The 25004-nt window shown below is 69.0% G+C and carries 13 protein-coding genes; 8 read left to right on the top strand and 5 right to left on the bottom strand.

The features are described from left to right. Nucleotides 1-56 precede the first annotated feature (56 nt). From B5V46_RS14980 to B5V46_RS14970, 3 genes are read left to right on the top strand one after another with little or no spacing between them, the layout of a single operon-like run. On the top strand, nt 57-1154 hold the full coding sequence (locus B5V46_RS14980) for a TRAP transporter substrate-binding protein (RefSeq protein WP_196774265.1): 1098 nt from the start codon (nt 57-59) through the stop codon (nt 1152-1154). Further along, the gene (locus B5V46_RS14975) at nt 1155-3722 is read left to right on the top strand and encodes an EAL domain-containing protein (protein ID WP_080617342.1); all 2568 of its coding nucleotides are present in this window, start codon (nt 1155-1157) and stop codon (nt 3720-3722) included. Continuing rightward, on the top strand, nt 3719-8467 hold the full coding sequence (locus B5V46_RS14970; RefSeq protein WP_080617341.1) for a PAS domain-containing protein: 4749 nt from the start codon (nt 3719-3721) through the stop codon (nt 8465-8467). The genes B5V46_RS14975 and B5V46_RS14970 overlap by 4 nt, the downstream gene beginning before the upstream one ends. A 75-nt stretch (nt 8468-8542) precedes the next feature. On the opposite strand, the gene B5V46_RS14965 is transcribed toward B5V46_RS14970, so the two are convergent. Continuing rightward, nucleotides 8543-9718, bottom strand: coding sequence for a capsule biosynthesis protein (locus tag B5V46_RS14965; RefSeq protein ID WP_080617340.1), 1176 nt, complete (start codon nt 9716-9718; stop codon nt 8543-8545). A gap of 20 nt (nt 9719-9738) precedes the next feature. Here B5V46_RS14965 and B5V46_RS14960 point away from each other — a divergent pair, with 20 nt between their 5' ends. Both B5V46_RS14960 and B5V46_RS14955 read left to right on the top strand, forming a co-directional pair. Further along, on the top strand, nt 9739-11058 hold the full coding sequence (locus B5V46_RS14960; protein WP_080617339.1) for a capsule biosynthesis protein: 1320 nt from the start codon (nt 9739-9741) through the stop codon (nt 11056-11058). Further along, nucleotides 11055-11849 (top strand): SDR family oxidoreductase, encoded by a 795-nt coding sequence (locus B5V46_RS14955; RefSeq protein WP_080617338.1) that lies wholly within the window; start codon nt 11055-11057, stop codon nt 11847-11849. Before B5V46_RS14960 ends, B5V46_RS14955 begins: the two co-directional genes overlap by 4 nt. A gap of 7 nt (nt 11850-11856) precedes the next feature. Here B5V46_RS14955 and B5V46_RS14950 read toward each other — a convergent pair whose 3' ends face one another. After that, the gene (locus B5V46_RS14950; RefSeq protein WP_080617337.1) at nt 11857-13167 is read right to left on the bottom strand and encodes an aminotransferase class I/II-fold pyridoxal phosphate-dependent enzyme; all 1311 of its coding nucleotides are present in this window, start codon (nt 13165-13167) and stop codon (nt 11857-11859) included. Between the two features lies 1 nt (nt 13168). Further along, on the bottom strand, nt 13169-20116 hold the full coding sequence (locus tag B5V46_RS14945) for a type I polyketide synthase (RefSeq protein ID WP_196774263.1): 6948 nt from the start codon (nt 20114-20116) through the stop codon (nt 13169-13171). A 581-nt stretch (nt 20117-20697) separates the two neighbouring features. Between B5V46_RS14945 and B5V46_RS19895 the strand changes: the two genes are divergently transcribed. Next, the gene (locus tag B5V46_RS19895) at nt 20698-20955 is read left to right on the top strand and encodes a hypothetical protein (RefSeq protein WP_155774082.1); all 258 of its coding nucleotides are present in this window, start codon (nt 20698-20700) and stop codon (nt 20953-20955) included. Between the two features lie 366 nt (nt 20956-21321). Here B5V46_RS19895 and B5V46_RS14940 read toward each other — a convergent pair whose 3' ends face one another. After that, a complete protein-coding gene (locus B5V46_RS14940) occupies nt 21322-22239 on the bottom strand; it encodes a LysR family transcriptional regulator (protein ID WP_080617335.1) in 918 nt (305 codons plus the stop codon). A gap of 84 nt (nt 22240-22323) precedes the next feature. Between B5V46_RS14940 and B5V46_RS14935 the strand changes: the two genes are divergently transcribed. Together B5V46_RS14935 and catB are read left to right on the top strand one after the other, a co-directional pair. After that, nucleotides 22324-22782 carry a DMT family transporter gene (locus tag B5V46_RS14935; protein ID WP_080617334.1) on the top strand — a complete coding sequence of 153 codons (459 nt, stop codon included), beginning with the start codon at nt 22324-22326 and terminating at the stop codon, nt 22780-22782. Between the two features lie 219 nt (nt 22783-23001). Beyond that, nucleotides 23002-23637 carry a type B chloramphenicol O-acetyltransferase gene (gene catB / locus B5V46_RS14930; RefSeq protein WP_080617333.1) on the top strand — a complete coding sequence of 212 codons (636 nt, stop codon included), beginning with the start codon at nt 23002-23004 and terminating at the stop codon, nt 23635-23637. Between the two features lie 399 nt (nt 23638-24036). Here catB and B5V46_RS14925 read toward each other — a convergent pair whose 3' ends face one another. Beyond that, entirely contained in the window at nt 24037-25002 is a 966-nt protein-coding gene (locus B5V46_RS14925) for a siderophore ABC transporter substrate-binding protein (RefSeq protein WP_196774262.1), read from the bottom strand. Nucleotides 25003-25004 lie beyond the last annotated feature (2 nt).

Here is a 25004-nt window from a genome sequence, read left to right as displayed (position 1 = left end):
GGAAAGGGACGACATGTCTGGAGAGAGCGATGCCCAACCCCCTTCCGCCAGTCCCGATGCCCTTGCGACCGGTGCTGTCAGCCCTGTGCGCTCTGGGTCTGCTGCTCGGGGCGGTGCTGGCGCCCGGTCCGGCCGGGGCGCAGCCGACCGGCGCGGTGTCGGGCGACCTGCAAGGCGGCATGCCCGGGCCGGTGCATCTCCGGATCGGCTCGTTCTTTCCCGTCAACATGCCGGTGCTCGGCCGCACGGCGCTGGATCTGGCCGAACATGTCGAGAGGATGTCGGGGGATACATTGCTGCTGTCGATCACCTCGCCGAGTGCGGCCGCTCCGGCGCTCGATACCATCGCCGCGATGAACCGTGGTGCCCTGGACGGCGCCCTCGCGGCCGCCGAATGGTATACGGAACGCGACAGTGCCTTCGGTCTGCTTGCAAGCATGCCCTTCGGTCCCACGATCGACGAGTATCTGGCCTGGTATCTCTACGGTGGTGGGCGCGAAATCGCGCGCGAATTGTACCGTGCCTATGACGTTCACAATATCCTCTGCGGCGTCATTCCGTCCGAAGCATCGGGATGGTTCCCGCACGAGATGACGTCGGTGGACGATCTCGCCGGAATGCGGATGCGGTTCTTCGGTCTCGGGGCCAAGGTGATGCAGCGCTTCGGCGCCGAGGTTGTCGCTGTCGGACCCGAGCAGCTTTTCGAGGCGCTCGAAACCGGCAGGATAGATGCGGCGGAATTCTCGCTTCCGGCGATAGATGCGCGGCTCGGATTGCATAAACTTCTGAAATATTATTATTTTCCCGGCTGGCATCAGCCTCTGGCCACGGTCAATCTCTATATCCCGCAATCGGTCTGGTCCGAGCTTCCGGACCATCACAAGGCAATCCTTGAGGCGGGCTGCGGCGATATGGTCATGCAAAGCCTCGCCGAGGGGGAGGCGTTGCAGGCGCAGGCATTGCGGGCAATCGCGGCCGAAGGGGTCGAGCTGCGTCGCTGGCCGGCCGCGATGCTGGTGGCCTTCGAATCCGCCTGGTGGGCGGTCGTGGCCGAGGAATCCCGGCTCAATCCGAATTTTGCCCGGGTCTACGCGTCGCTCGCGAAGTTTCGCGCCGACCGCCGGACGTGGCGCCATCTGAGCTTCCTGCAATAGATGGAGAACGACCTGGAACAGTCCGCGACGCAGCGGTCACGCGACAGCGACGCAGGAGGCGGCCGGCCGGCATCGGCCCTGCGCGGCGGTGAAAGCAGCATCCTGAACGGGCTCGGGCTTGCTGCGGCCGCCTTCCTGACGCTGATCCTCGCGCTCGGGGCCCTCAGCCTCGGCCAGATCGGGGCGGTGACCGCGGTCTCGCTCAAGATGCGCGATGTGGCCCTTCCAGAACTGCTGGCGGTCAACGAGATAGAGATCGCGCTCGACGCCCATGCGCTTCTGGCGCGTCGTCGGGTGCAGGTCACGGATTTCAGGCAGGCCGCAGAGATCGACCGTGAAATGCGCCGCGCCGCCGCGCGGTTTCTGGCCGGCATCGAAGGGCTCGACCGGCTCCGGATCGGGCCGCGCGCCCAGGCGATCGAACAATCGCTGAAGGCGGCCTGGCTGGAATATCTGGCCGCACTCGACGGGGTCGGTCTGCTTTACGAACGCGGCGCCCTGGCCGAGGCCGAGGCCGCGATGCAGACCGGTGTCCGCGTGGCCGAGGCCGATGCCCGGCGCAGTGTGAACGACCTGATCGAGGTCGTCCGGGCGGAAGCGGCCGAGATCTCGGCCGCGGTCGAGCGCGGCTGGCAACGCGCCCGTGCCCTGACCCTCGGGGCGCTTCTGGCCGGGCTCGGGGCGGCGCTTATGGCGATGCGCTGGGTGACGTGCAGGGTCAGTCGGCCACTCCTCGCGATCAGCGCGGCGATGCGGCGGCTGACCCGGGGAGAAGACACCGCCATTCTGCCGGTTCTGCCGGGCCGGACCGATGAAATCGGCATTCTCGCCGAGGCTGCTGCGGCGTTTCACGACAGTGTGCTGGCGACCCGCGCCCTTGCCGCCGATCTGGAATTGCAGCGTGAGATCCTCGCGGCATCGGTGCGCAACATGCCGCTCGGTCTGTGCATGATCGACAAGCTGGGCCGGGTCGCCGTCTCGAACCGGGCCCTGGCCGAGATCTTCGACCTCTCCCCCGGCGATTGCGTCCCCGGCATTGCCCAGCGCGATCTGCTCGACCGGCTGGCCGCACGGGTCGATACGGGGCGGCAGGGGGCCGGCGCGTTCGCCGCCGGCATCGCCGCCAAGGTGGCCCGGGGCGATCAGACGACCGGCACCTGGCAATTGCGGGCGGGCGGGAGCGTCTCGGTCATCATCCAGCCCACGCCCGATGGCTGGATGATGATCGCCGAGGACATCACCGAACGGGTCAGCCACGAAGCCAATATCCGTCACCTGGCGCGCCATGACCCGTTGACCGGCTTGCCCAACCGGCGCGCCTTCAGCGAAGAGATCGATCGCGCGATCGCCGAGGCCGGGGCCGAGTGTCCGGCTGCGGTCCTGTTCATCGACCTCGACCGGTTCAAGAATGTCAACGACACGCTGGGCCACAGCATCGGTGACGCTTTGCTGCGGCAGGTGGCGGCGCGGCTCAGCTGGGCCGTGCGCGATGCCGATACCGTGGCCCGTTTCGGCGGCGACGAATTCGCGGTGATCCAGCGTGGCTGTGTGCAGCCGGAGGGCGCGCGCGGGCTTGGCGAGCGGATCATCGCGCTGCTGTCCTCGCCCTTCGAGATCGAGGGAAACACCGTGCGCATCGGTGGCAGCGTCGGCATCGCGCTTGCTCCGGGCGATGGCGCCTGCACTGCCGATGTCCTGAAAAGTGCCGATCTCGCGCTTTACGCGGTGAAGGCGGCGGGCCGGGGCCGGTGCCAGTTCTTCGATCCCGACATGAGCGAGCGGCAGCGCGCCTTGCACAAGCTCGAACAGGACCTGCGAAAGGCCGTGCTGAGCGACGCGTTCGTGATGGAATACCAGCCGCTCTTCGACATCGCCTCGGGCGAGCTGGTCGGGGCCGAGGCGCTGATGCGCTGGATCGATCCGGTGCGTGGCCGGGTGCCGCCCGCCGAATTCGTGCCGATGGCCGAAGAACTGGGCCTGATCGTTCCGCTCGGGGCCCGCGCGCTGGAAATGGCCTGCGCCGATGCCGCGACCTGGCCTTCCCATCTGAGGGTCGCGGTCAACCTTTCGCCGGTCCAGGTCCATCGTGTCGGGGTGATCGAGGATGTGCGTGCCGCGCTGGCGGCGTCGGGGCTCGACCCGCGCAGGCTCGAGGTCGAGATCACCGAGGGCGTGTTGCTCAATCAGGGGCCAGAGACGCTCGGGACCCTCGACGCGCTGCACAAGATGGGGGTGCGGATCGCGCTCGACGATTTCGGGACCGGCTATTCCTCGTTGCGCTACCTGCGGGTGCTGCCGCTGGACAAGGTCAAGATCGATGCCTCCTTCGTGCGCGAACTGGAGAACGATCCAAGCGCCGCGGCCATTGTGCGCGCGGTCTGTTCGCTTTGTGCGAGCCTCGATATCGCCGTCACGGCCGAGGGGATCGAAACGGCCGAACAGCTGGCTTCGGTCACGGCGGAGGGCTGCGTTGAGGCGCAGGGCTTCTATCTCGGCCGTCCGGGGCAGGCCGAGGTCATCGCCGGGCTGGCGAAAGCCAGTCTGCGACGCGGGCGGGGGGTGGCATGAGCCGACGCGCCCGGGGCAAGCCGAAGGAGGCGTCTGCGCCTTTCTCCGGTGATCTGGCCGATCTGGTCGCGCTGATGGCAGCCCCCGCCTGGGCAACCGCGCGCGACGGCACCGTGCTGGCGGCGAACGCTGCCGCTGCCGCGCTGCTCGAGCGCCCGGTCGGGGACTGGGCCGGGCTTGGCGACACGGCCTTGCTGGCCGCGCGCCAGGTCGGGCGGCTTCGTCGCGCCCGCGCCGGGATCGGGCGCGACGGCGCGGCCCGGCTCCGCTTCCGCGGCTGTTTCGTGACCGGAGGCGGAGCGCTGCGCCTGCTCGATTGCAGTCTCACCGCGCTGGCAGGAAAGCAGGGCGAGGCGGTGCTGGTGCAGGTCGACCCGGTTATATCCTCGAAGCCCGGCGCCGCCTGGTCGGCTGACCTCGCAGGGCAGCGGCCCTGTCTGTCGCGCCACCGGGCGGTGTTGCAGCGCGCGGCCGAGGCTGCCGGCCTGGCCGAATGGTCTTTCGACCCGGATTGCGGCCGGTTCTGGGTCGCCGACGGCCTGCTGGCGATGCTGGGGCATCCCCCTGATGGGGGCGAGATCTCTTCGGCCTGGCTTCGGGCGCGGGTTCATCCCGAGGACCGTCCGGCCATGCGCGCCGTGGTCACGCAGCTGATCCGGGGCCAGGAAGCGAGTATCCGGATCGACTGCCGTCTGCGGCACCGCGATGGCCGCTATCTCTGGGTGGAGGCGACCAGCAGCCGGATCGAGCCGGGGCCTGGGCTGCGGCCGGTCTTCTGCGGCGTGCTCTCGGATGTGACCCATCACAAGGCCCATGAGGCGCAACTGCAGCACGCGCTTTTCGAGGCGCGGCTTGTCCGCACGGAGGCGGCGAAGACCGAAGGCATCATACGGATCGCCGCCGAAGGTGCGGGGTTCGGGCACTGGACTTTCGATCCGGTCGTCGGGACCTACTGGCTGGACGAGGCCTGCCTGAGGACGCTGGGATACGCGCACGGCGCCCTCGATACCAGTCGCAGCGGGTTTCGCGATCTGGTCCATCCCGAGGATGCCGAGGCGGCCCGCCTTGCGATGGATGCGCTGGTCTCAGGCGCGTCCGAGCTGATGCATATCGATTGCCGCCTGCGCGCCGCAGACGGGACCTGGCGCTGGTTCGAGACCACCGCCCGGATGGTATCGATGACCGAGGTCGGCCTGCCGCCGCTGATCTGCGGCATCAGCCGCGACATCACCCCCCGCAAGACCTATGAACAGGATCTTGCCCATGCCCTGGAGGTCGCGCGCCAGGCCCGCGACGAGGCCGAGGCGGCGCGGGTCAAGCAGCAGTTGCAGGCCACGATCCTCCGGGTGTCGACCGAATACAGCAATGTCGTTCCTTGGCACGCGGTTCCCTCGCACGGGCTGTTTCGGGCCGACGATCACCTGGCCGCGATGCTGGGCTATCCCCCCGGCCGCCGCTTCACCGCCGCCGAGTTCCGTGAGCTGATCCATTCCGAGGACGCCCCCGAGGCGCTGGGCCGGGTCGATGCGCTTTACCGGCACCAGCTCGAGTCGATCTCGGTCGAGTTCAGGGTTCGGCGCGGCGATGGCGGGTGGTGCTGGGTCTCCTCGAAGGCGCGCTGGCTCGACCGGGACGCTTCGGGGCTGCCCGACATGATCTGCGGCACGCTGACCGAGGTTACCGCGCTCAAGGCGAACGAGGCGCGGCTGGCCGAGGCTCTGGCCGCCGCCGAAACGGCGCGGAACGAGGCGCGGGCGAGCGAGCAGATGCTGCGCACGGCCGCGATTTGCGGCGAGATGGGCGCCTGGTCGATCTGCGCCGCGCGGGGCGAGGCCTGGATGACGGATGAGGGGTTTCAGCTTCTCGGCTATGCGCCGGGCGAATTCGTGCCCGACGATGCCGGCTGGCGTGCGCTCTGTCATCCCGACGACCTTCCGGCGGCGACTGCGGCCATGCGGGCGGTGACGGAAGGCCGGGCCGAGGTCTATGACCGCGATCAGCGGCTTCGCCACAAGGACGGGTCGTATCACTGGTATCGCACCGTCGCCCGGATGATCGACCGGTCCGGCGAGGGATTGCCGCTGCTGGTCGCGGGCGCCCATACCTGCATCGACCGGCAGAAGCAGAACGAGACGCGGCTTTCCGAGGCGCTGGTTGCCGCCGAAACCGCCCGGATCGAGTCCCAGACCCGCGAGGAGATGCTGCGCACATCGGCGCTGTGCAGCGGGATTGCGCATTGGGTGGTCTGTCCGGCCACCGGCGAGGGCTGGATCCCCGATGGCACCTATGGCCTTCTGGGCTATGCGCCGGGGGCCTTTCCGCACCGGAACGGCTGCTGGCGCGGCCTCATCCACGCCGAGGACTGCGCCGAGGCGGTGGCCCTGATGCACGACCTGCTGGACGGGCGCTCCGAGACCTATGCCCATGAACACCGGCTGTTGCATGCGGATGGCTCGTATCACTGGTACCGCGCGGTTGCGCGGCGGGTCCGCCGGTCGGCTGCGGGGCAACCCGACCTGATCGCCGGCGCGCTGGTCAGCATCGACCACGTCAAGGAGAACGAACGCCGCCTGGCCGAGGCGGCCGAGGTCGCCCGGCTTGCCAGCGAGCGGCTGAACACCCTGGCCGACAACGCCCCCGGCGCCCTTTTCGTCTTTCGCATTTCGTCGGGCGGCCAGTTCGACCTGCCTTACTTCAGCGCCAAGCTGCCCGGCCTGATGGGGCTGAGCCGGGCGGACATCGAGACCGATGCCCGCGCGCTCATGACCCGGGTCGATCCCGAGCACATCCATGCCCTGCGTCAGGCGATCTCGACCTCGCGACGCGGGCTGACGCCCTTCGAGATGCGGCTGCGGGTCTGCCGGCCCGAGGGCGGCTTCCGCTGGCTGCTGGTCGCGTCTCTGCCCTTCTCGCGCGAGGACGGGGCCGTGGTCTGGTATGGCAATGTCTTCGACATCACCGACCGTCTGGAGGCCGAGCGCCGCGCCTCTGACGCGGCCGAGGAGGTGCGTCGTGCCCATGAGCGGCTGAGTTCGGTGGCAATGATCGCGCCGGTCGGGCTTTACGAATTCCGACGCCAGCCCGATGGCAGCATCGATTTCCCCTATACCACGCCCAAATTCGAGGACATCATGGGCCTCACCCGCGAAGAGTTAGACAGGCGCGGCGGCGATGTCCTGCTGCGGGTCGATCCCGAGGATCTGCCGGGTGTGCTCGACAGTATCGAGGACAGCGCCCGCGATCTCACGCTCTGGAGCCAGCGGTTCCGGATCCGCCATCCGGAGCGCGGGCTGATCTGGCTGTCGGGGGCCTCGGCGCCGCGTCGTCAGGAGGACGGCACCATCCTCTGGGCCGGAGCGCTGCATGACGTCACCGGCGATGTCCAGCGCGAGGCCGAGCTTCGTCAGGCCCATCAGCTGGCCGAGGAGATGCGGGCCGAGAACGAGCGGCAGGCGCTGCATGACGGTCTGACCGGATTGCCCAACCGGCGGTTTTACGACCGGGTGCTGAACGCCCGGATCGAGGCGGCGCGGGCGGGGCAGGGGCCGCGCGACTGCGTGCTGATCCGGATCGACCTCGACCATTTCAAATATGTCAACGACACGCTGGGCCATGAGGCCGGGGACCGGGTGCTGATCCGGGTGGCCGAGGTGCTGCGCCGGGTGCTGCGCTCGGTCGATTTCGTCGCCCGCATCGGGGGCGACGAGTTCTCGATCCTGCTCGGTGCGGGGATGGATCAGGACAATGCGCGCGAGGTGGTCGAACGGGTTCAGAAGGTGCTGAGCCGGCCGCTGACCTATGAGGGGCGGCTTTGCCGGTTCGGCGCGAGCTTCGGCATCGCCCATACCGGGGATGTCAGCGAGATGGGGGCCGAGCTGCAGCTTTTCGCCGATGCCGCGCTGTACCGGGCCAAGGCCGGCGGGCGCAACCGGATGGAGTTTTTTACCGCCGATCTGCATCGGAACATCCTCAACGACCGCCGCATCGCCGTGGAACTGCACGAGGCGCTGGAGCGGGACGAATTCGTGCCCTTCTTCCAGCCCCAGATCGCGGCCGAGGACGGGCATCTGGTCGGGGCCGAGACGCTTCTGCGCTGGCGTCATCCCGAAAAGGGCCTGCTCTGCCCGAACGACTTCATGCATGTCGCCGAGCAGCTTCGGATCGTGCCCGAGATCGACCGGATCATGATGCGCAAGGCGCGTTCCGCGCTGGAGCGCTGGCAGAGCCAGGGGCTGGTTCTGCCCAAGATCAGCTTCAATGTCAGTTCGGGCCGGATGCATGATCCCGACGTGGTCTCGCTGGCGCGCTCGATGGGCGGCGGCGGCACCAGGGTCACCTTCGAATTGCTGGAATCGATCCTTGTCGAGGAGGAAAGCGATGCCTTCCGGTTCCATCTCGATCAGATCCGCGAGGCCGGGATCGACATCGAGATCGACGATTTCGGCTCGGGTCATGCCTCGATCATCGGAGTGATGGAGATCGCGCCCCAGGCGCTGAAGATCGATCGCCGGATCGTGCGCCCGGTGGCCTGCGACATGCGCTCACGCAATCTGGTGCGGGCCATCATCGAGATCGCCGAGACGCTGGGCATCGCCACCGTGGCCGAGGGGGTGGAAACCGAGGAACAGGCCAGGATCCTGCGCAGCATCGGCTGCAACGTCTTTCAGGGATATCTTTTCTCCTACCCGCTCTCGGAGGATGACTTCCTCGCTTTTGCGCGGGCCGATCTGAAGAAGCGCGCCTGAGCGGGCGACCGCAGGCCTGCCCTGGGGGCCGGTCCGTTCTGCGGTGGCACTTCCCTTCCCGGCGGCTGGGCAGGGTCAGAGGATGAAGCGGCGGCGCATTTGCTCGATCGCGGCGGCGCGGCCATCGGCATTGTAGAACGAGCCCTTGATCTGGATCGTCGACAGCGCCCGTTCGAAGCTGTGGAAATAGTCCGCATCGACCGGCTCGGGCGCGGTCCAGAAGCGGTCGATGCCCTGGTGATGGGTCAGGCCCGGCAGGCCATAGACCGCCTGGCCCATGGCGCAGACCGGAATGCCCATCCGCAGCGCATGGATGCCGACCGTCGAATTGACCAGCGCCACCCCCTTCGACCCCTTGAGCAACGCCCCGAGATCGCCGCCGCGGATCACATGGACCCGTCCGTCAAGGCGATGGCGACAGGCCAGCTTCGGGATCCGCGAGAACCAGCGGCCGAGCCCGCTGTCGAGCGGATGGATCTTGACCACCAGATGCCGGTCGGCCGGGGCATGGGCGGCGAAGGAGGCCAGCGTCTCGTCGAGAAAGGAGATCAGGTCGGGATAAGGCGACGAGGCGCGGATCTGGTAATCGACCTCGAGCTGCATCGCGATCAGGTTGAAGGGCGTGGCATCTCTGGCGAGCCTCGCTGTCAGCGTCCGGGCCGCCCGCTCGCGGCGACGCCGGCGCATCAGCTCGGGCAGCCAGCTCAGATATTCGATTGCGGGCCAGTTGGGGCGATCCGACACATGCAGCGGATAGAATGGCCGTCCGAAGCTTTGCAACAGCGCGAAGCTGACCTCGTTGAACGCCTCGACCCCGAAGCCGAAGGGATAGAGGTTGCGCATGTCGGGGGCCTCGACGCCCTCGGCCAGGGCCTCGATCTCGGGTCTGGTCCGGGGAAAGGTCGACAGCGCGCCCATGCCCTCGGGTTCGAGCGTCAGCCAGTCGGGGCGCAGATAGCCGAATTCGATCGCCCAGCAGCGGCGGCGCAGCCTGCGGCCTTCCTCCAGCGCGATGGCGTGATAGGGCAGGCGGTCGGCATAGTAGAGGATGTCGGTGACGCCCTCGCGTTCGATCAGACGGAACACGAAGCGGCGCCAGCGTTTCAGCCCGCCCTGGAAGTCGATGGCCGGGCGGAGGCCCCAGAAGATGCGGTCGGCAAGACCGAAATTGACCTTGATCACGCGGTGGCCGTCAGCCTCGAGCCCGGCGGCGAGATCGCGCCAGAACCCGGAGGGATGGCCCTGCAGCATCAGGAACACGCGACCCTTGCATGCGGGGGGATCGAATGCCACAACCCGCGCGTGCTTTTGCGGCGTCAGGCTTCTGGGTGCGACGAACTGGCTTGGGAAATGCGTCAATGTCTCGGTCCCGTTTTCCGCTGACTGGCCGGAGGATCCTCTTCCTTCAGGGACCCTCGTCGTCGTTTTTCGGTAAGCTTGCACTGGCCTGCCGCGCGCTTGGCGCCGAGGTCCTGCGTGTCGGGGTGGCGCCCGGCGACCGGCTGTACTGGCCGTCCGGATGCGGTCGCTACATTGCCTGCCGCGGGGCGGCAGACCGCTTCGCCGAGGCCTTCGCCGCCATTGTCGCAGAGGAAAGGCCGACGGACCTCGTGATGCTTGGGGACGGACGTAAATATCATGTTAACGCTGTTTCGGTGGCAAAGGCTGTCGGCGGAATCACGCCATGGGTGATCGAGCAGGGCTATCTGCGCCCCGGACTGATCTCGGTCGAAGCCTGGGGCACCGGCGGCCGCTCGGCGATCCCGGCCGCCTTTGCCGCTACCACAGACACGCGACGCGACCTGCCCGCGTCCGACCCCGCGCCGGGCTCGTTCCTGCGCTATGCCGCCTATGACGTCGCCTATCACCTGGCCAATGTGCTGCTCTGCCCGGTCTTCTATCCCCGCTACCGGCATTATGCGCTCGACAGCCCCTGGGCCGAATGGCGCGGTTGGACCCTCAAGGCGCTGCGGGCGCGGTCCCGGGCCCGGCAGACCGGAGCGGCGCTGGCGCGGATCGGCGCCCATTCCGGGTCGGTCTTCCTGGTGCCGCTGCAGCTCGATACCGATTTCCAGCTCCGCGACCACGGCACCGGCCGCAGCCAGGAGGAGGAGCTGGCGGCGGTCATGGCCTCTTTCGCCGCCCATGCCCCGGCCGGGGCGCTGCTGGCGGTCAAGGAACATCCGCTCGATAACGGGCTCCGGCGCTGGGACCGTCGTGCCGAGCGGCTGGCCCGGGTGGCGGGGATCGGCGACCGCGTCGCGGTCTTTACGGGAGGGCGGGTCGAGGCGCTTTACCCGAAGCTTGCGGGCATCGTCACCATCAACAGCACGGTGGGGCTGTCGGCGCTGCTTGCCGGGGTGCCGGTCAAGGTGCTGGGCCGCGCCATCTATGACCTGCCGGGGCTGACCGATCCGGACGGGCTCGATGCGTTCTGGGCAGCGCCCCTGCGCCCGGATCCGGCCGAGGCCGCGCGGTTCCGCCGCTTTCTGCGCTACGACTACCATGTGCCGGGCGCCTTCGACGGGCCCGACGCGCAGCGGGGCGCCCAGGCGCTGGCCCGCTTCATCGCCGGGGAGAGACCGCAATGACCGATCCGATCCGTTCCGTGGTGCTGACCGGCGCGAGCGGCGGGCTTGGCCGGGCGCTGGCGGCCGAACTGGCCGCCCCTGGCCGCCGGATGCTGCTGATGGGGCGCGACGCGGGGCGGCTGGCGGTGGCCGCCGAGGCCGCCCGCGCGCGTGGCGCCGAGGTTCAGATCGCCGCCGTGCCGCTGACCGGGACCGCCGCACTGACCCGCTGTCTGCAGGAGTTCGATGCGGCGCATCCGGTCGATCTGCTGATCGCCAATGCCGGGGTGAAGACCGGCAATCGCGGCGGCATCGAGCCCGCGGCCCAGGCCGAGCGGGTGATTGCCGTCAACCTGACCGCGACGATCCATGCGGTGCAGGCGCTGCTGCCCGCGATGCGCGCGCGGCGCCGGGGCCGGATCGCCATCGTCGGCTCGCTGGCCGCGCTCGCGCCGCATGGCGATCTCTTGTCCTACAGCGCCACCAAGGCGGGGTTGCAGGCCTATGCCACCGCCCTGAGGCGCAGCCTTGCGGGCAGCGGCGTCGGGGTCACGACCGTCATTCCGGGCTTCATGGACACGCCGATGACCGATCGCCAGAAGGGCCCCGCGCCTATGCTTATGTCGCCTGACCGCGCGGCGCGGATCGTCGCGCGCGGGCTCGGGCGCGGGCGAAGTACCATCGCCTTTCCGCTGCCGCTGATTATCGGCGCCTGGCTCGGCGAACGGTTGCCCGCACCGCTGGCCGACCGGATCATGGCCCGTTACCGGGCCGAGATCCTGCCCGATCCGGACGAGGCGGCGGACCGCTAGGGCGGGCTCAGAACCGGACACCGCCGACCTCCCGGATCCGGGCCGCGGCCGAGGCCACGGCGGCGTCGATTGCCTCTTCGGAATGGTCCGCATTGATGAAGAAGCGCAGCCGCGCCTTCTGGTTCGGCACCGCGGGCGCGATGATCGGAAAGGCCTGGAACCCGTCCTCGAAGACCTTGTTCGAGGCCAGCGTCGCCTTCAGGCTGTCGCCCACGATCAGCGGCACCACGGCAAAGCCCCGTCCGAGCCCGCAATCAAGCCCCGCCGCTTCGGCCGCCGCCTGAAACCTCTCCGAACGCGCCTTCAGCCGGGCCACCCGTTCGGGTTCGGCCTCGAGGATCTCGAGCGCGCTCAGCGCCGCGGCGGTGTTGGGCACGGACAGCCCCACCGAATAGACGAAACCCGGCGCGGTATGGCGCAGGATCTCGATCACCGCTTCCGATCCGGCAAGGAAGCCGCCGCAGGAACAGAAGGTCTTCGACAGCGTGCCCATCAGCAGGTCGACCCGGCCGGGCGCGATCCCGGCCTCTTCGCAGAGGCCGCGGCCGGTCTCGCCCAGCACGCCCACCGAATGCGCTTCATCGACCATCAGCCAGGCTTCGAAGCGGTCCTTGATCCGGACCAGCGCGGCCAGATCGGGAATGTCGCCATCCATCGAGTAGAGCCCCTCGATCACGATCAGCACGCGGTCATAGCGCTCGCGGTTGCGCGACAGCCAGTCCTCAAGCCAGGCGCTGTCGTTATGGGGCAGCGAGACATGATCGGCGCCAGAGGCGCGCAGCCCCTCGAAGACCGAGTTATGGGCAAAGCTGTCGACCAGAACCACATCGCCCGGGCCGGTCAGGGTGCGGATCGCGGCCAGGTTGGTGGCATGGCCCGAGACGGTGGCGACCGCCGCCTCGGTCCCGAGAAAGCGGGCCAGCCCGGTTTCCAGTCGCCGGTGCAGGCTGAGATCGCCGCCGACCAGTCGCGAGGCCCGCGCCGAGACCCCGAATTCGGCCACCGCCGTGCCAACGGCCGCGGCAAGCCGCGGATCGTCATTGATCGAAAGATAGTCATAGCCCGAGAAATTCTCGACCCAGCGCGCGCCGATTCGGACCCGCGTCCCCTCGAAGGCTTCCGTTTCGCGGAAGAACGGGTTCTCGATCTCGAGCGCGCGCGCCGCGCTTTGTGCCACGGCGACCTGGCGATAGGCCGGAAGGGTGGTGAAATCGGCCCGGCCCGATCCGGGTCCGGCCGGTTTCGGGGCCGTCACATTGCGCGGCGGGCCGACATGAAGGGCGCGCAGACGGTCGAGCGTGTCGCGTGTACCGGGCATCTCAGCGGCCTCCTGTGCCGTGCTGGGCGAGGGTGCGGATCTGCTCAAGGTGTTCTTCTCCCAGTGTGCCCTCGGCCAGGTGGCGACGGGCCATCTCTTCGACCACGGTGTCCCCGGCCGCAGTTCCGGGGGCAGTTCCGGGCGCGCCGCCCGTCTCGATGATCCGGTTGACAAGCCCGGCCAGCGTCAGCCCCTCGTCGATCGACATCACCGGCACCTGTGCGCCCAGCCGCTCCTCGATGGCCATGCGCAGATTGATCGCCATCAGGCTGTCGAAGCCCATCAGCTCCAGCGGCTGGCGCGGATCGATATCGCCCGGCGCCGCGCGCATCAGTTGTGCGGCCTCTTCGACCAGAAGCCGGGTCAAGACCTTGCGCGCCTCCTTCGGCCCCTTGCTGCGCAAGAGCTCGTCGAGGTCGAAGAGACCGGGGCCGGTGGCGCTGGCGCGGATGTCGATCAGCTCGAAGAGCGGCGTGTCCAGCACCGGCAGCGTACCCGCCATCCGCGACCACTCCATCGGCGCGACGGTCAGGGTCGGTCCACAGGCCCCGACCGCCAGCGCCCGGCCCAGCCGGTCCAGCGCGGCCGCGGTGGTCATCGGCGGCAGGCGCCGGGCCAGGGCCTCGCGCAGCGCCGTTTCGCGCGCCAGATAGCCCGCATCGGCAATCGGTCCCCAGGCGATTGCAAGCCCCGGCAGCCCGGCCTCGCGCCGGGTCCGGGCAAGGCCTTCAAGTGCCCGGTTGGCGGCCACATAGGGTGCCTGTGCCGGGTTGCCGAAGCGTGCAGCGATGGAACTGAAGACCCAGAAATGATCGAGCGCATCGTCGCGCGTCAGCTGGTCGAGTCTTTGCCCGCCTATGAGCTTCGGCATCAGCACCGCCGAGAGCCGCGCCTCGTCGAGATCGGCCATGAGCGCGTCATCGAAGATCGCGGCGGCATGGACCACGCCGCGCAGGGGCTGCTCGGCCGCGCGGATCTGCGCCAGCGCCTCTTCGAGCGCGTCGGCATCGGTCACGTCGCAGGCCAGCGCCCCGGCCGGTACGCCGAGCCCGTCAAGCGTGCCGGGCGCGACCGTGCCGCTCTTGCTCATCAGCCACAGATGCTCGGCCCCCTGCGTCGCGAGCCAGCGCGCGGTTTCAAGCCCGAAGCCGCGGGTGCCGCCCACCACCAGCCAGCCGCCCCGGATCGGGGCGGCCGCCGGACGGGCTGCGCCATGCTCTTGCGGCGCGCGCAGCACGATCTTGCCGACATGGGCCGCGCGCTGCATCGAGCGGATCGCCTCGGCCACGTCCTCGGCCGGGTAGACGGTCACCGGCAGCGGCTGATAGACGCCCTCGGCAAACGCGTCGCGCAGCCGCGCCAGGGTGCGCCGCGCCGCATCGGGCCGGTGCAGCAGCAACTGGTCGGCATCGACGGCGTGAAAGGCGATATTGTTGCGCATGGCGTGCAGCGCGATGGTGTTGTTCTCGTAAAGATCGCGCTTGCCCAGCTCGATGAAACGGCCGAAGGGCGCCAGACAGGCCAGCGAGCGCTCCATCGCCTCGCCGGCCAGCGAGTTCAGGACCACATCGACCCCGCGCCCGCCGGTTGCGGCCATCACCGCATCCTCGAAGCCGAGGCTGCGGCTGTCGAACACGGCCTCGGCGCCCATCGCCGCGACCAGCCGTCGCTTGGCCGGGCTGCCTGCGGTTGCGAAGACCCGCGCGCCCAGCCGCCGGGCGACCTGCAGCGCGGCAAGCCCGACGCCGCCTGCGCCGCCATGCACCAGAACCGTTTCGCCGGGCGCGAGCCGTGCCACCTCGGTCAACGCGTAATCGGCGGTGACGAAGACCACAGGCAGCCCGGCCGCGGCCTCGGGATCGACCGTTTCGGGCAGGGGCATGGCCGCCTCGGCCCGGGTGATGACCCGGCTGGCCATCGCATGCGGTGCCATCGCGATCACCCGGTCGCCGGGCTTCAGCCCGGCCTGGACGCCCGCGCGCAGCACCGTGCCCGCGCATTCCATGCCGAGGCAGGGACCGGAGAACCCGGCCTCGAGCGCCTCGGGCGGCAGCAGGCCCTGGGCCCACATCACGTCGCGGAAATTGAGCCCCGAGGCCACTGCCTCGATCTCGATCTCGGTCGGCTGCAGGGCGCGCGCGGGCGGGGTCTGCCAGGTCAGCCCGTCAAGCGCCACGCCGCGGCGCCCGGCCACCAGCCGGCGCGGACCGGTCTCGGAAGAGAGCGGCCGCAGCGGCACCACCCGGGGGGCTGCGGCGCCGGTCGCGGTGAGCCGGATCTCGGTCTCGGGCGAGGTCGCGGCCAGGGCTGCGATGCGGTCGGCCCCGACGCCGGGGGCGGCGCAGATCAGGCGGATGTCGCGGCCGGTCTCGTTCGCCACCACCCGGCGCCAGCCGGTCAGCTCTTCCCAGCGCCCGGTGCCCGCGACCGCAAGCCAGAGCGTGCCGTCGGTCTCGGGAAGCGCGCGAAAGAGCCGTGCCGCGGCCAGCGGATCGTCCTCATCGGGGGCCGCACAGTGAAGGGCGACCACCGCTTCGCTGCCCTGAGGCAGCGCGCGCAGCGCCTCGGCCAGAGGGCCGCTGCCGCTGATCCGAAGCTCGGGCCTGGGCGCGGCGCGGCGCGCGGGGCGGGTGGCACGGATCAGCCTCAGCGCCTCGGAGCCCTGGGCAGGGGCGCTGGCGGTATCGAGCCCCGCGGCATGCAGGGCATGTTCGAGCCTGCCAAGCGCGTCGGCATCGCGGTGGCGCCGCGTCATCAGCGCGAAGATGTCGGGTGTCTCCTCTGCCGCGATCAGCGCGCCGCCCGGTGCCACCAGCGCCGCGAGCCGCCCGGCGCTTTCGCGTTGCGCGAAGCCCTGCGACAGGCAGCAGCCCAGCACCAGATCGGCGGCATCGGCCTCGCCGGTTTCCGTAAGGGCCCGGAACCGGAGCGGCAGTCTCGTATCGAGCCGCGCCCGCAGCCGGTCGAGTGCCTGGCCGTCCTCGGCCAGGACGGTGACATGACCGCCCGCCCGCAGCGCCGCAGCGACGAGGCCGAGATCCAACGCGCCCGTCAGCGCGATCCGGCCGAGCGGCGCGGCATCCTCCAGCAGGGTTTCCAGTGTCCGCGCGGCCTGCGGCAGCGGGTCGGCCGGACGATCCTCTCCGGCCGCGGCGGCGAGCGCCGATTTCAGCTCGGCCGAGGCGGTGGGCGCCACTTCGGGCCACATCGTCAGCAGCTCATCGGCGGCGGGCCAGGGGCAATCGGTCGGCAGGTAGGGCGGGCGGCCATCGCGGTTCTGGCCATGTCCGGCCGCGACCATCCATTGGCGGGCGGCCTTCTCGCGCGGGTCGGATGGGGCGGTGCCCCCGGCCAGCAGATTCCAGGCCAGGCGGCTGCCCAGAGCGGCGCGCAGCACATCGGCATCGCTGGCGCTCCCGGCCGTGCCGCACAGCGCCTTGGCGGCCTGCAGGGCGGTTGCGGCGCCGTCGCCCGGCAGCGGGACCAGCCGTTCGTCCCAGAAGTCATGCGGGGCCGCGGCCCCGGCCGGCAGCGGCCGCAGCCGAATGCCCTCGAAAGACAGAAGCGCGGTGCCGGTCGCGTCGGCCAGAACGGTGTCGAAGGCGAGGCTCTCGTCCCAGCCGCCCGCCGCCGTCAGCCGGGCACAGACGATCCGGCCACGACCGCAGAGGCGCACCTTGGCGATCCGGGCGGGCACCCTCAGCCGGCCGCCGCCATCCCGGTCGCCAAAAAGCAGCACGGCGCCATGCAGCCCGGCATCGGCCAGCGCCGGGTCGAAGCGGAACCCGTCGCTCCCGTCGCGCGGGGCCAGTGCCGTCCGTACCGCCGTGCCGTCGCGGTCGAGGACCGTCACACGCGCGAAATCGGGACCGTAATCGAGCCCGGTTGCCCGCAGCCCGGCATAAAGCGGCTCGGCCTCGCCCATCGCCTCGGGCGCGGTCACGGGCGCGGGCCGGGTGGCGGTCGCGCTGAACAGCCGGGCGACCGCCACCGGCGTCCAGTTGCGCGCGCCGCCCGCCTCGATCCGCATCCGGCGGGAGGTGGGTTCATGCACCAGCCGGATCGGCACGACACCTTTCTCGGGCAGCTCTAGCGGGCGCAGGAACTCGACATCGCGAAGCTCGATCTCCCCGGCCTTCAGGATCTCGCAGCCGGCATGGGCGAACATCTCGACCATCGCTGTGGCGGGCAGCAGTACGCGTCCGCCGACCCGGTGATCGCCCAGCCAGGGGCTGCGCGTCAGCGCGATTTCGCCCTGCCATTCGCTGCTGTCCGGCCGGAGCCGCGCGCCGAGAAACGGGTGTTGCGGGCGGCGGTGGAAGATGTCGGTCGCGACGGGGCTGTCGAGCCGGTAGGTCTGGCGGTCGAAGGGGTAGTCGGGCAGTCCGTCGGCCACCGGCTGCTCGGGGCCGAGGATGCGGGCGCGATCGCCGGCGCCGCCTGCCGCCAGAACCGCGCGGGCGATTGTCCCGGCGTCGCGCGCCTCGGCGCGGGCGCTGTCGAGGCTTTCCAGAACCCGGGTCTCGCAATCGAGTTCGGCCAGCGTGTCGCGCAGATAGTTGCGCAGCACCGTGCGCGGCGAGATTTCCAGGAACACGCGGATGCCGTCATCGGCCATCGCCTGCACGCCGGCGCGGAAGGCGACCGGCAGGCGGGCATTGCGCCACCAGTAGACCCCGTCGAGCGGGGCGTCATAGCGGGTGCCGTCCCAGCCCGAATAGAACGGCACGTCGCCATCGCGGGGCGCGATCCGGGCCAGGCCCCGGGTCAGCGCGGGCCGCAGCGTCTCGACCGCGGCCGAATGATAGGGGTAGGAAATCGGCAGGATCCGGCCGGCGATGCGCTGCTTGCGGGCGATGCGGATCAGTGCCTTCAGCGCGTCGTCGCCGGCGCTGACGGTGACGCTGTCGGGGGCGTTCTCGGCCGAGATCTCGGCGGCCAGCTCCTCGGCCTTGATCAGCGCCTCGATCTGCTCGCGGGAGGCGGCGAAAGCGGCCATGCCCCCCTTGCCGCGCAGGGGCTCGAAGGCGCGCGAACGTTGCGCGATGATGCGGATGCCGTCTTGGCGGTCGATCCGTCCGGCCGCGATCGCCGCCGCGACCTCTCCCATCGAATGGCCCAGCACCGCGCCGGGCCTGAGCCCGGCACAGGCCAGCGCCTCGGTCAGGGCGACCTGGATCGCGAAGGTCAGCGGCTGCGCCACCTCGGCCTCGCCGAGCCGGGCCTCGAGCCCGGGATCGCTCAGCGCCTCGGTCAGTCCCGCAATCCCCTCTTCGGCAAAGGCGTCGGCGATGTCGCCGAAGGCGGCCCGGAAGGTGGAGTCCCGTTCGATCAGGACCCGGGCGGCCCCGGCCCACATGGCGCCGTTTCCGGCATAGACGAAGGCCACGGGGGCGTCGCGCAGGGCGGTCTCTGCCACCGCCCCGGGCGGCGCCTGCCGGGGCTCTTCAAGCCAGTCGGCCAGCCCCTGGGCCAGCTCCTCCGCATGCCCCGCCGCGAGGCAGAGCCGGTGGCGGTGGCGGGCGCGGCGCCAGTTCGCGGTGGCGATGCGCGCGCCCAGATCGGCCGGCGCCGCCTCGGCCAGCGTCCGCCAGGATCGGGCAAGCTCGGCCAGCGCGTTCTCGCTGGCCGCCGAGAGCAGCAGCGCGGACGGCAGTTCGCCCGTGGCGGCAGGCACATTCTCGTCGGGCCGGGGCTGGCGGATCACCGCATGGGCATTCGCGCCGCCGAAGCCGAAGGAGTTGATCGCCGCCAGCCAGGGCCTGTCGGCGGCGGGCAGCGCCCGGGCCGAGCGCGCCACATCGAGGTTGAGCCCGGCGAAGTCGATCTCCGGGTTCGGCTCGTCGCAATGCAGCGTGGCGGGGATCATCTGCCGTTCCAGCGCGAGCTGTGCCTTCAGCAGGCCGACAAGTCCCGAGGCCGGTTCGAGATGGCCGAAATTGCTCTTGGCCGAGCCGATCGGCAGCGGCAGGGCGCGACGGCGCCCATAGACCCGGCCGATGGCGTCGGCCTCGCGCGGGTCGCCGACGGCGGTGCCGGTGCCATGCGCCTCGACGAAGGCCAGCGTCTCTGGGTCGTATCCGCCCTCGGTCAGCGCCGCCTCGATCAGCGCCGCCTGCCGGTCTGCCGAGGGGAGCGCGATGCCGGGGGTGCGCCCGGCGGAATTGACGGCGGTCGAGACCAGGACCGAGCGCACCCGGCGCCCGGCCGCCTGCGCGCTGTCCAGCCGCTCGAGCACGAAAGCGACCGCGCCTTCGCTGCGGACATAGCCGTCGGCGCCTTTGGCGAAGGCCCGGCAGAGCCCCTGCGGCGACAACATGCCCGCCTGCGAGAAGCCGACGAAGGGCATCGGCGACAGAAGCAGGTTGACGGCCCCGACGATGGCCATGTCGATCTGGCCCGAAGCGATGGCGCGGCGGGCGTGATCCAGCGCGAACAGCCCCGAGGAACAGGCGGTGTCGACGATGTAGCTGGGGCCTTGCAGGTTCCACAGATGCGCGATCCGGTTGGCGAGGATCGAGCCGGTATTGCCCAGCATGTATTGCGGGCCGGCCATTTCCGGGTCCTGCAGCATCACCGTGGAATGGTCGAGCGACGAGGCCCCGACAAAGACGCCCACGCGGTCGGGCGCGACCGTGGCCGGGTCGATGCCGGCGTGATCGAAGGCCCGCGCCGTCACCTCGATCAGCAGCCGCTGCTGCGGGTCCATCTGCTCGGCCTCGCGGGGCGTGATGCCGAAGCAGCCCGCGTCGAAATCGAAGGCGCCGGCGACGATACCGGCGCGGCGGGTATAGCTGTGCCCGGCCAGCCCCGGTTCCGGCGACAGCCAGCGCAACGCGTTCCAGCGATCTTCGGGCATCTCCGAGATCGTGCAGCGGCCGTCGCGCAGGATCTCCCAGACCGCGTCGAGCCCGTCGGCCCCGGGCAGGATCGCCGAATAGCCGGTCACGCAGGGTCCGGAGTCGACGACGATTTCAGATCCGGAAGCTTGACGGCTGATCATTGGGCACTGGTCCGGCGCAGGAGGGGATTGGGATAGCTGGTGGATTTTTCGGATAGCTTATTGCTATCCCGATGATATCGTTAATTCACAGTTGTGAGGTATCTTCAAGATTGCAAAGCCCCGTATGTAGCAATCTGGCGGGTATCTGCCGACGCGCCGCAATCGGCCGGCAGGAACGGGCCAACGGGGCCAGATCTGCAGGAAAAATGCGAAAATACAGCTGCCTGCCATATGGGCAAGCTTTGAGGTCTGGGGCATTTGGTCCCAGCGTTTCAACTATACGTGCGATGGGGTTGAGTGGAGTTGTATCCGTCCTGCTCTTTCGCTCGGATTTTACAGGTGAATTCGAATCGCTCGAGGCCCGTCAGCCGTCAGCGTCGTTGCGGGCGATGATCCGCGAATCGACGCGAGGTTGCAGGTCTGCGCGCGTGATATAAGGGGATTCAGGGGCGCGGCTGCTGTGGCCCCAGGGGGCAAGCTCTCGACGGGGGCATCGGTCGCGAAGCCGCCTTGAACTTTGTTTTTAAATGAAATATTTTGACCTCTCTGCATTTGCCGCCGCCCGATACGGGGGCTCTGCAGGCTTTGCCGAAAATATGGGCCAGTGCCTGTCGGTCCTGCTGACGGCGCGTGCGCCGTTGACGGGCCTTGCCGCAGTCGTCCGGACCGATGGCGTGCCGATTGTCTGGTCAGTAAGGCCGGTATTGGCGCAGTACGGAGCCTCGCGGCGAGATTTCGGAGCAATTGCCCGTTGGATGTCTTTTCGGCCTTCCGGTGACGCTTGACGAAAGTGCATTGCCAGCTTCGACAATCGCCAGGAACATATAGCTTTCCTTCTGCCGGGTGGCTTCCCGTGCCGACGATCTGAAAAAAGCCGATCGGCAGGCCTTGAAGTTTCGCCTGGGCTTTTTGCCTTCAAGCGGGCAGGCCTGCTGCCTTTCTCAAACCCTGCCAGCGTTCAATGCCGGTGGTGCCTACGGGCGTCCGACCATTCTTGCCGAGACCGAGGCGAGAGGGGCAGGGCCCAGGGGGATAATCCACGATCTCTGAGCCGGTGCGGAGGGCATTCTGCCCGGCCCCTCGCTGCGAAGGCCCCGGACGGCTCGGCCATGGCCACCGGCGCCGCGAGAGAGGGGACGCGCCTCGCCCATCTACCGGGAAAGGGGCCTGTCTCTTGCGCTCAGCACCTGTTTCGTTTTGCTCATGAGCCAGCGCAATGCGGGATCGGAGCGGCGGCGCCTGGCATGGATCGCGGCGAAGCGGATGGTGGGCAGATCGACGGGCGTCGCGGCGACTTCGAGCCCGGGTGCCACCTCCGCCAGGCACCGGCGGGCGACGGTGAGGATCAGGTCGGTGCCGCGAATGACCTGCGGCGCCACGCTCCAATGCGGAAGCACCAGGGCGATCCGCCGGGCCTTGCGGTACGAACGCAGGTGGAGATCGAGCTCTGTCGCCGCCTCGCCATGGACCGCGGCAAGGACATGGGGCGCGGACCAATAAAGCGTTTCGGTCAGGCCAGGATAGGGCCGAGGCTGGGCAGAGGGATCGAGCAGGCAGGCATAGTCGTCCTCGAACAGCAGTTCCGCGACGCAGCGCGATGGCAGCTCGGGAAACACTCCGAAGGCCATGTCGATTTCACCATCTGCGACCGCACTAATCATGCTTTCGCGGCTTTGCTGGGTGACGACCAGATCGACGCCCGGCGCTTCCCTGCGCAAAGCCTCCATCAGCCCCGGAAGCACCAGCCCCGCGCCGAAATCCGACATTGCCAGCCGGAAGACATGACGTCCGGTCGGGTCGAATCCGTCCGGCGTGAGGACGGTCCGGATCTGGGCCAGCGCCTCTGCCAGCGGCCCCGACAGCTCGAGAGCGCGAAGCGTGGGCTCCATCTCGCGCCTGCGCCGATGAAACAGGGGGTCTTCCAGCAGGATCCGCAGCCGGGCCAGCGCATGGCTGACGGCGGGCTGGCTCATGTTCAGGCGTTCTGCCGCGCGCGACAGGTGGCGCTCGGCCAGAAGCGCGTCGAGCACGACAAGAAGGTTCAGATCCACGTTGCGCAAGTTATTCATAGGCTGCATATCAGCCCATCCTGATCGAATTTCAAATGCCTCGCGTGATGCGGCAGAGGAAGGGAAAATCAGAAAGGTGACCTCATGCCGTTATTCCTCCTCATCCTCCTCGCCGCTTTCGCCGGGGCTGCCGTTCCCTTTCAGGGCGGCGCCAATGCCGCGCTCGGTCGCGCGCTCGGCCATCCGCTCTGGGCGACACTGGCCTCGCTTGCGGTCAGTGTGCTTTGCATCCTGCCGATCCTGATGGCCTCGCGCGTGCCGCTGCCGACCCTGGGCGGGCTGGCCGGGCAACCGAAATGGATCTGGATCGGCGGCATTGCCGGCGCGGCCTATGTGACCGCCGCGATCCTTCTGATGCCGAAGCTGGGGGCGGCGAGTTTCATGATCGCCGTGATCGCCGGTCAGGTCGTCGCGGCTCTGGTGATCGACTGGGTCGGCGGCGTCGGACTGGCCTCGCGCCCCATCGATGTCTCGCGCCTGGCCGGAACGGCGCTGGTGCTGCTCGGAGCGGTTGTCGTGCAATGGCCCGCCTTGTCACGATGAGCGCCGGGGCAGGCCGCTGCGTCCCAATCCCTGTTTACTTTCGCGCAGGGATCCCCGATCTAAGCTGGCAGGACCTGTATCCTGAAGGGGATCCACGTGAAGTCTGCGGACCGAACCATCTGAATAGGGTCCCGAGCCTTGTCTCGGGACTTCAGCGCAGCGCCTCTCGCGACTGCGCTGCTTCTGCGTAAGCTTCATATCCCTTTCAGAGAACCGCAAATGCAAAACTTTTTCGAAAGCCCCTTTCGCGGGGTGACGCTCGACAAACAGGTCAGCAATCCGAACATCCTGGTCGGTCGCTACAGCTACTATTCGGGCTACTATCATGGCCACAGCTTCGATGACTGCGCCCGCTACCTTCTGCCCGACGAGGGCGTCGATCGCCTCGTGATCGGCAGCTTCTGCTCGATCGGATCGGGCGCGGCCTTCGTCATGGCGGGCAATCAGGGCCACAGATACGACTGGATCAGCAGCTTTCCCTTCTACTGGATGTCGGAGGTTCCGGCATTCGAGGGGGCCGAGAACGGATACCGGCCTGCGGGCGATACGGTCATCGGCAATGACGTCTGGATCGGGTCCGAGGCGATCATCATGCCCGGGGTGACGATCGGCGACGGGGCGGTGATCGGCACCCGCGCCGTGGTGACGCGCGATGTCGAGCCCTATGCCATTGTCGGTGGAAACCCGGCCCGGATCATCCGGAAGAGGTTCGACGAGGACAGCATCGCGCGACTGCTAGAGCTGCGCTGGTGGGCGTGGTCGGACGATCAGCTGCGGGGCGCGATGCCGATCTTGACAAGCGGCAATGTCGAAAGGCTTCACGAGCACTGGGAAACCCATATCCGGTCCCGCTGAAGTGAAAGGCGCTCGCCACGGATAGTGGCGAGCCCGGTCATGATCCATAATTTGCTGGAAAAGAATGATTTTATGCCCGCCAGCGGTCTTCCGTTGGCGGGGGGAGGCAGCCGCGACCGCTTTCTCGCCGCGTCTGTCGGCAGGCAGAGTATGTGGCCAGCCCCCACCCCATCCATGTGGAACCGGAGCCCGCCGGGCGGGCCATCCTGCCGCTGGAACTCACCGCCGATCCGCGGGGAAGGCCCGGATCGCGCGACCTGAAACCTTAGGCGAAGATGGGGATGGCCGGGGACGGAGGCGCGTCGATGGCGCCGGCCGGAAGGGGGCGGCCCCCACGGCGTGCCGAAGCGCCCGGTTCTCCTATTTCGGGTAACGGGTCAGGCTGTGGCCCGACACGGTCTAGCGGCGCCGATAGCCCTTGCGCAGATCGTCGATGATGATCGAGAGCGAGGTCGGACCGGCGGCGGTGACATACCAGGCTTCGGGATCGACGAAGATCACCCGGTCATTTGCCCAGGCGGGGGTGCTTTCGAGCAGCGGGTTGGCGATCTGGTCGCGGCTCAGCACCGGCCGGTGTTCCATCACCGCGGTGCGGTCGATGATGAACAGGATGTCGGGATCGGCCGCCTCGATGAATTCGCTGGTGACGGGCCGGCCATGCAGTTCGGTTTCCGATACCTCTCCGGCCGGTGTCACGCCGAGATCGGAGAACACGAAGCCGTAGCGCGAGCGCTGGCCGAAGGACCTGAAGGCCCCGTTATTGTAAAGCAGGATCAGCGCCTTCTCGGGGCGCGCGGAGATCTCGTCGCGCAGCTCGGCGACCTGACGGTCCAGTGCGGCAACGCCTTCGCGGGCGGCCTCCTCCTTGCCGAAGATCTTGCCCAGCGTCAGGAAATGATCTTTCACCGCCTCGAGATGTCCGGTGGCGCTGTCGCGGTAGTCCACGTCGAAATAGAGCACGGGGGCGAAGCTCGAGATCTCCCGGTAATGCTCGGCCTGCAGCGGCGACATCAGCACCAGGTCGGGTTGCAGCGCGTAGATCTGTTCGACATCGGGCTTCACGATGAAGCCGAGATCGCGGATCTTCGGGTCTTGGCCATAGGCGGACAGGAAATGCGGCACGAAATCCTTCGGGATCCCCGCGACCGGCACGCCCAGCCTGTCCAGGAAATCCAGATCGTTCATGCCCAGCGCCGCCACGCGTTCGGGCCGGTGGTCGAGCACGGTCTCGCCCAGATCATGCGCAAGCGTCATCGGCGCGAAGGCGGTGGCCGTGTCGGCCTGCGCCGAAAGGGCGGCCCCGAAGACAAGCGCGGCAAGGGCGGAGGGCAGGCCGAGCCTGCGGGCAAGCGACGGGAGGGGCATGA

Origin of the sequence: Rhodovulum sp. MB263 (assembly GCF_002073975.1) — a bacterium.
Lineage (GTDB): Bacteria > Pseudomonadota > Alphaproteobacteria > Rhodobacterales > Rhodobacteraceae > Rhodovulum.
Note: the sequence above shows the minus strand (reverse complement) of the source record. Positions and strands in the feature narration are given on the sequence as shown.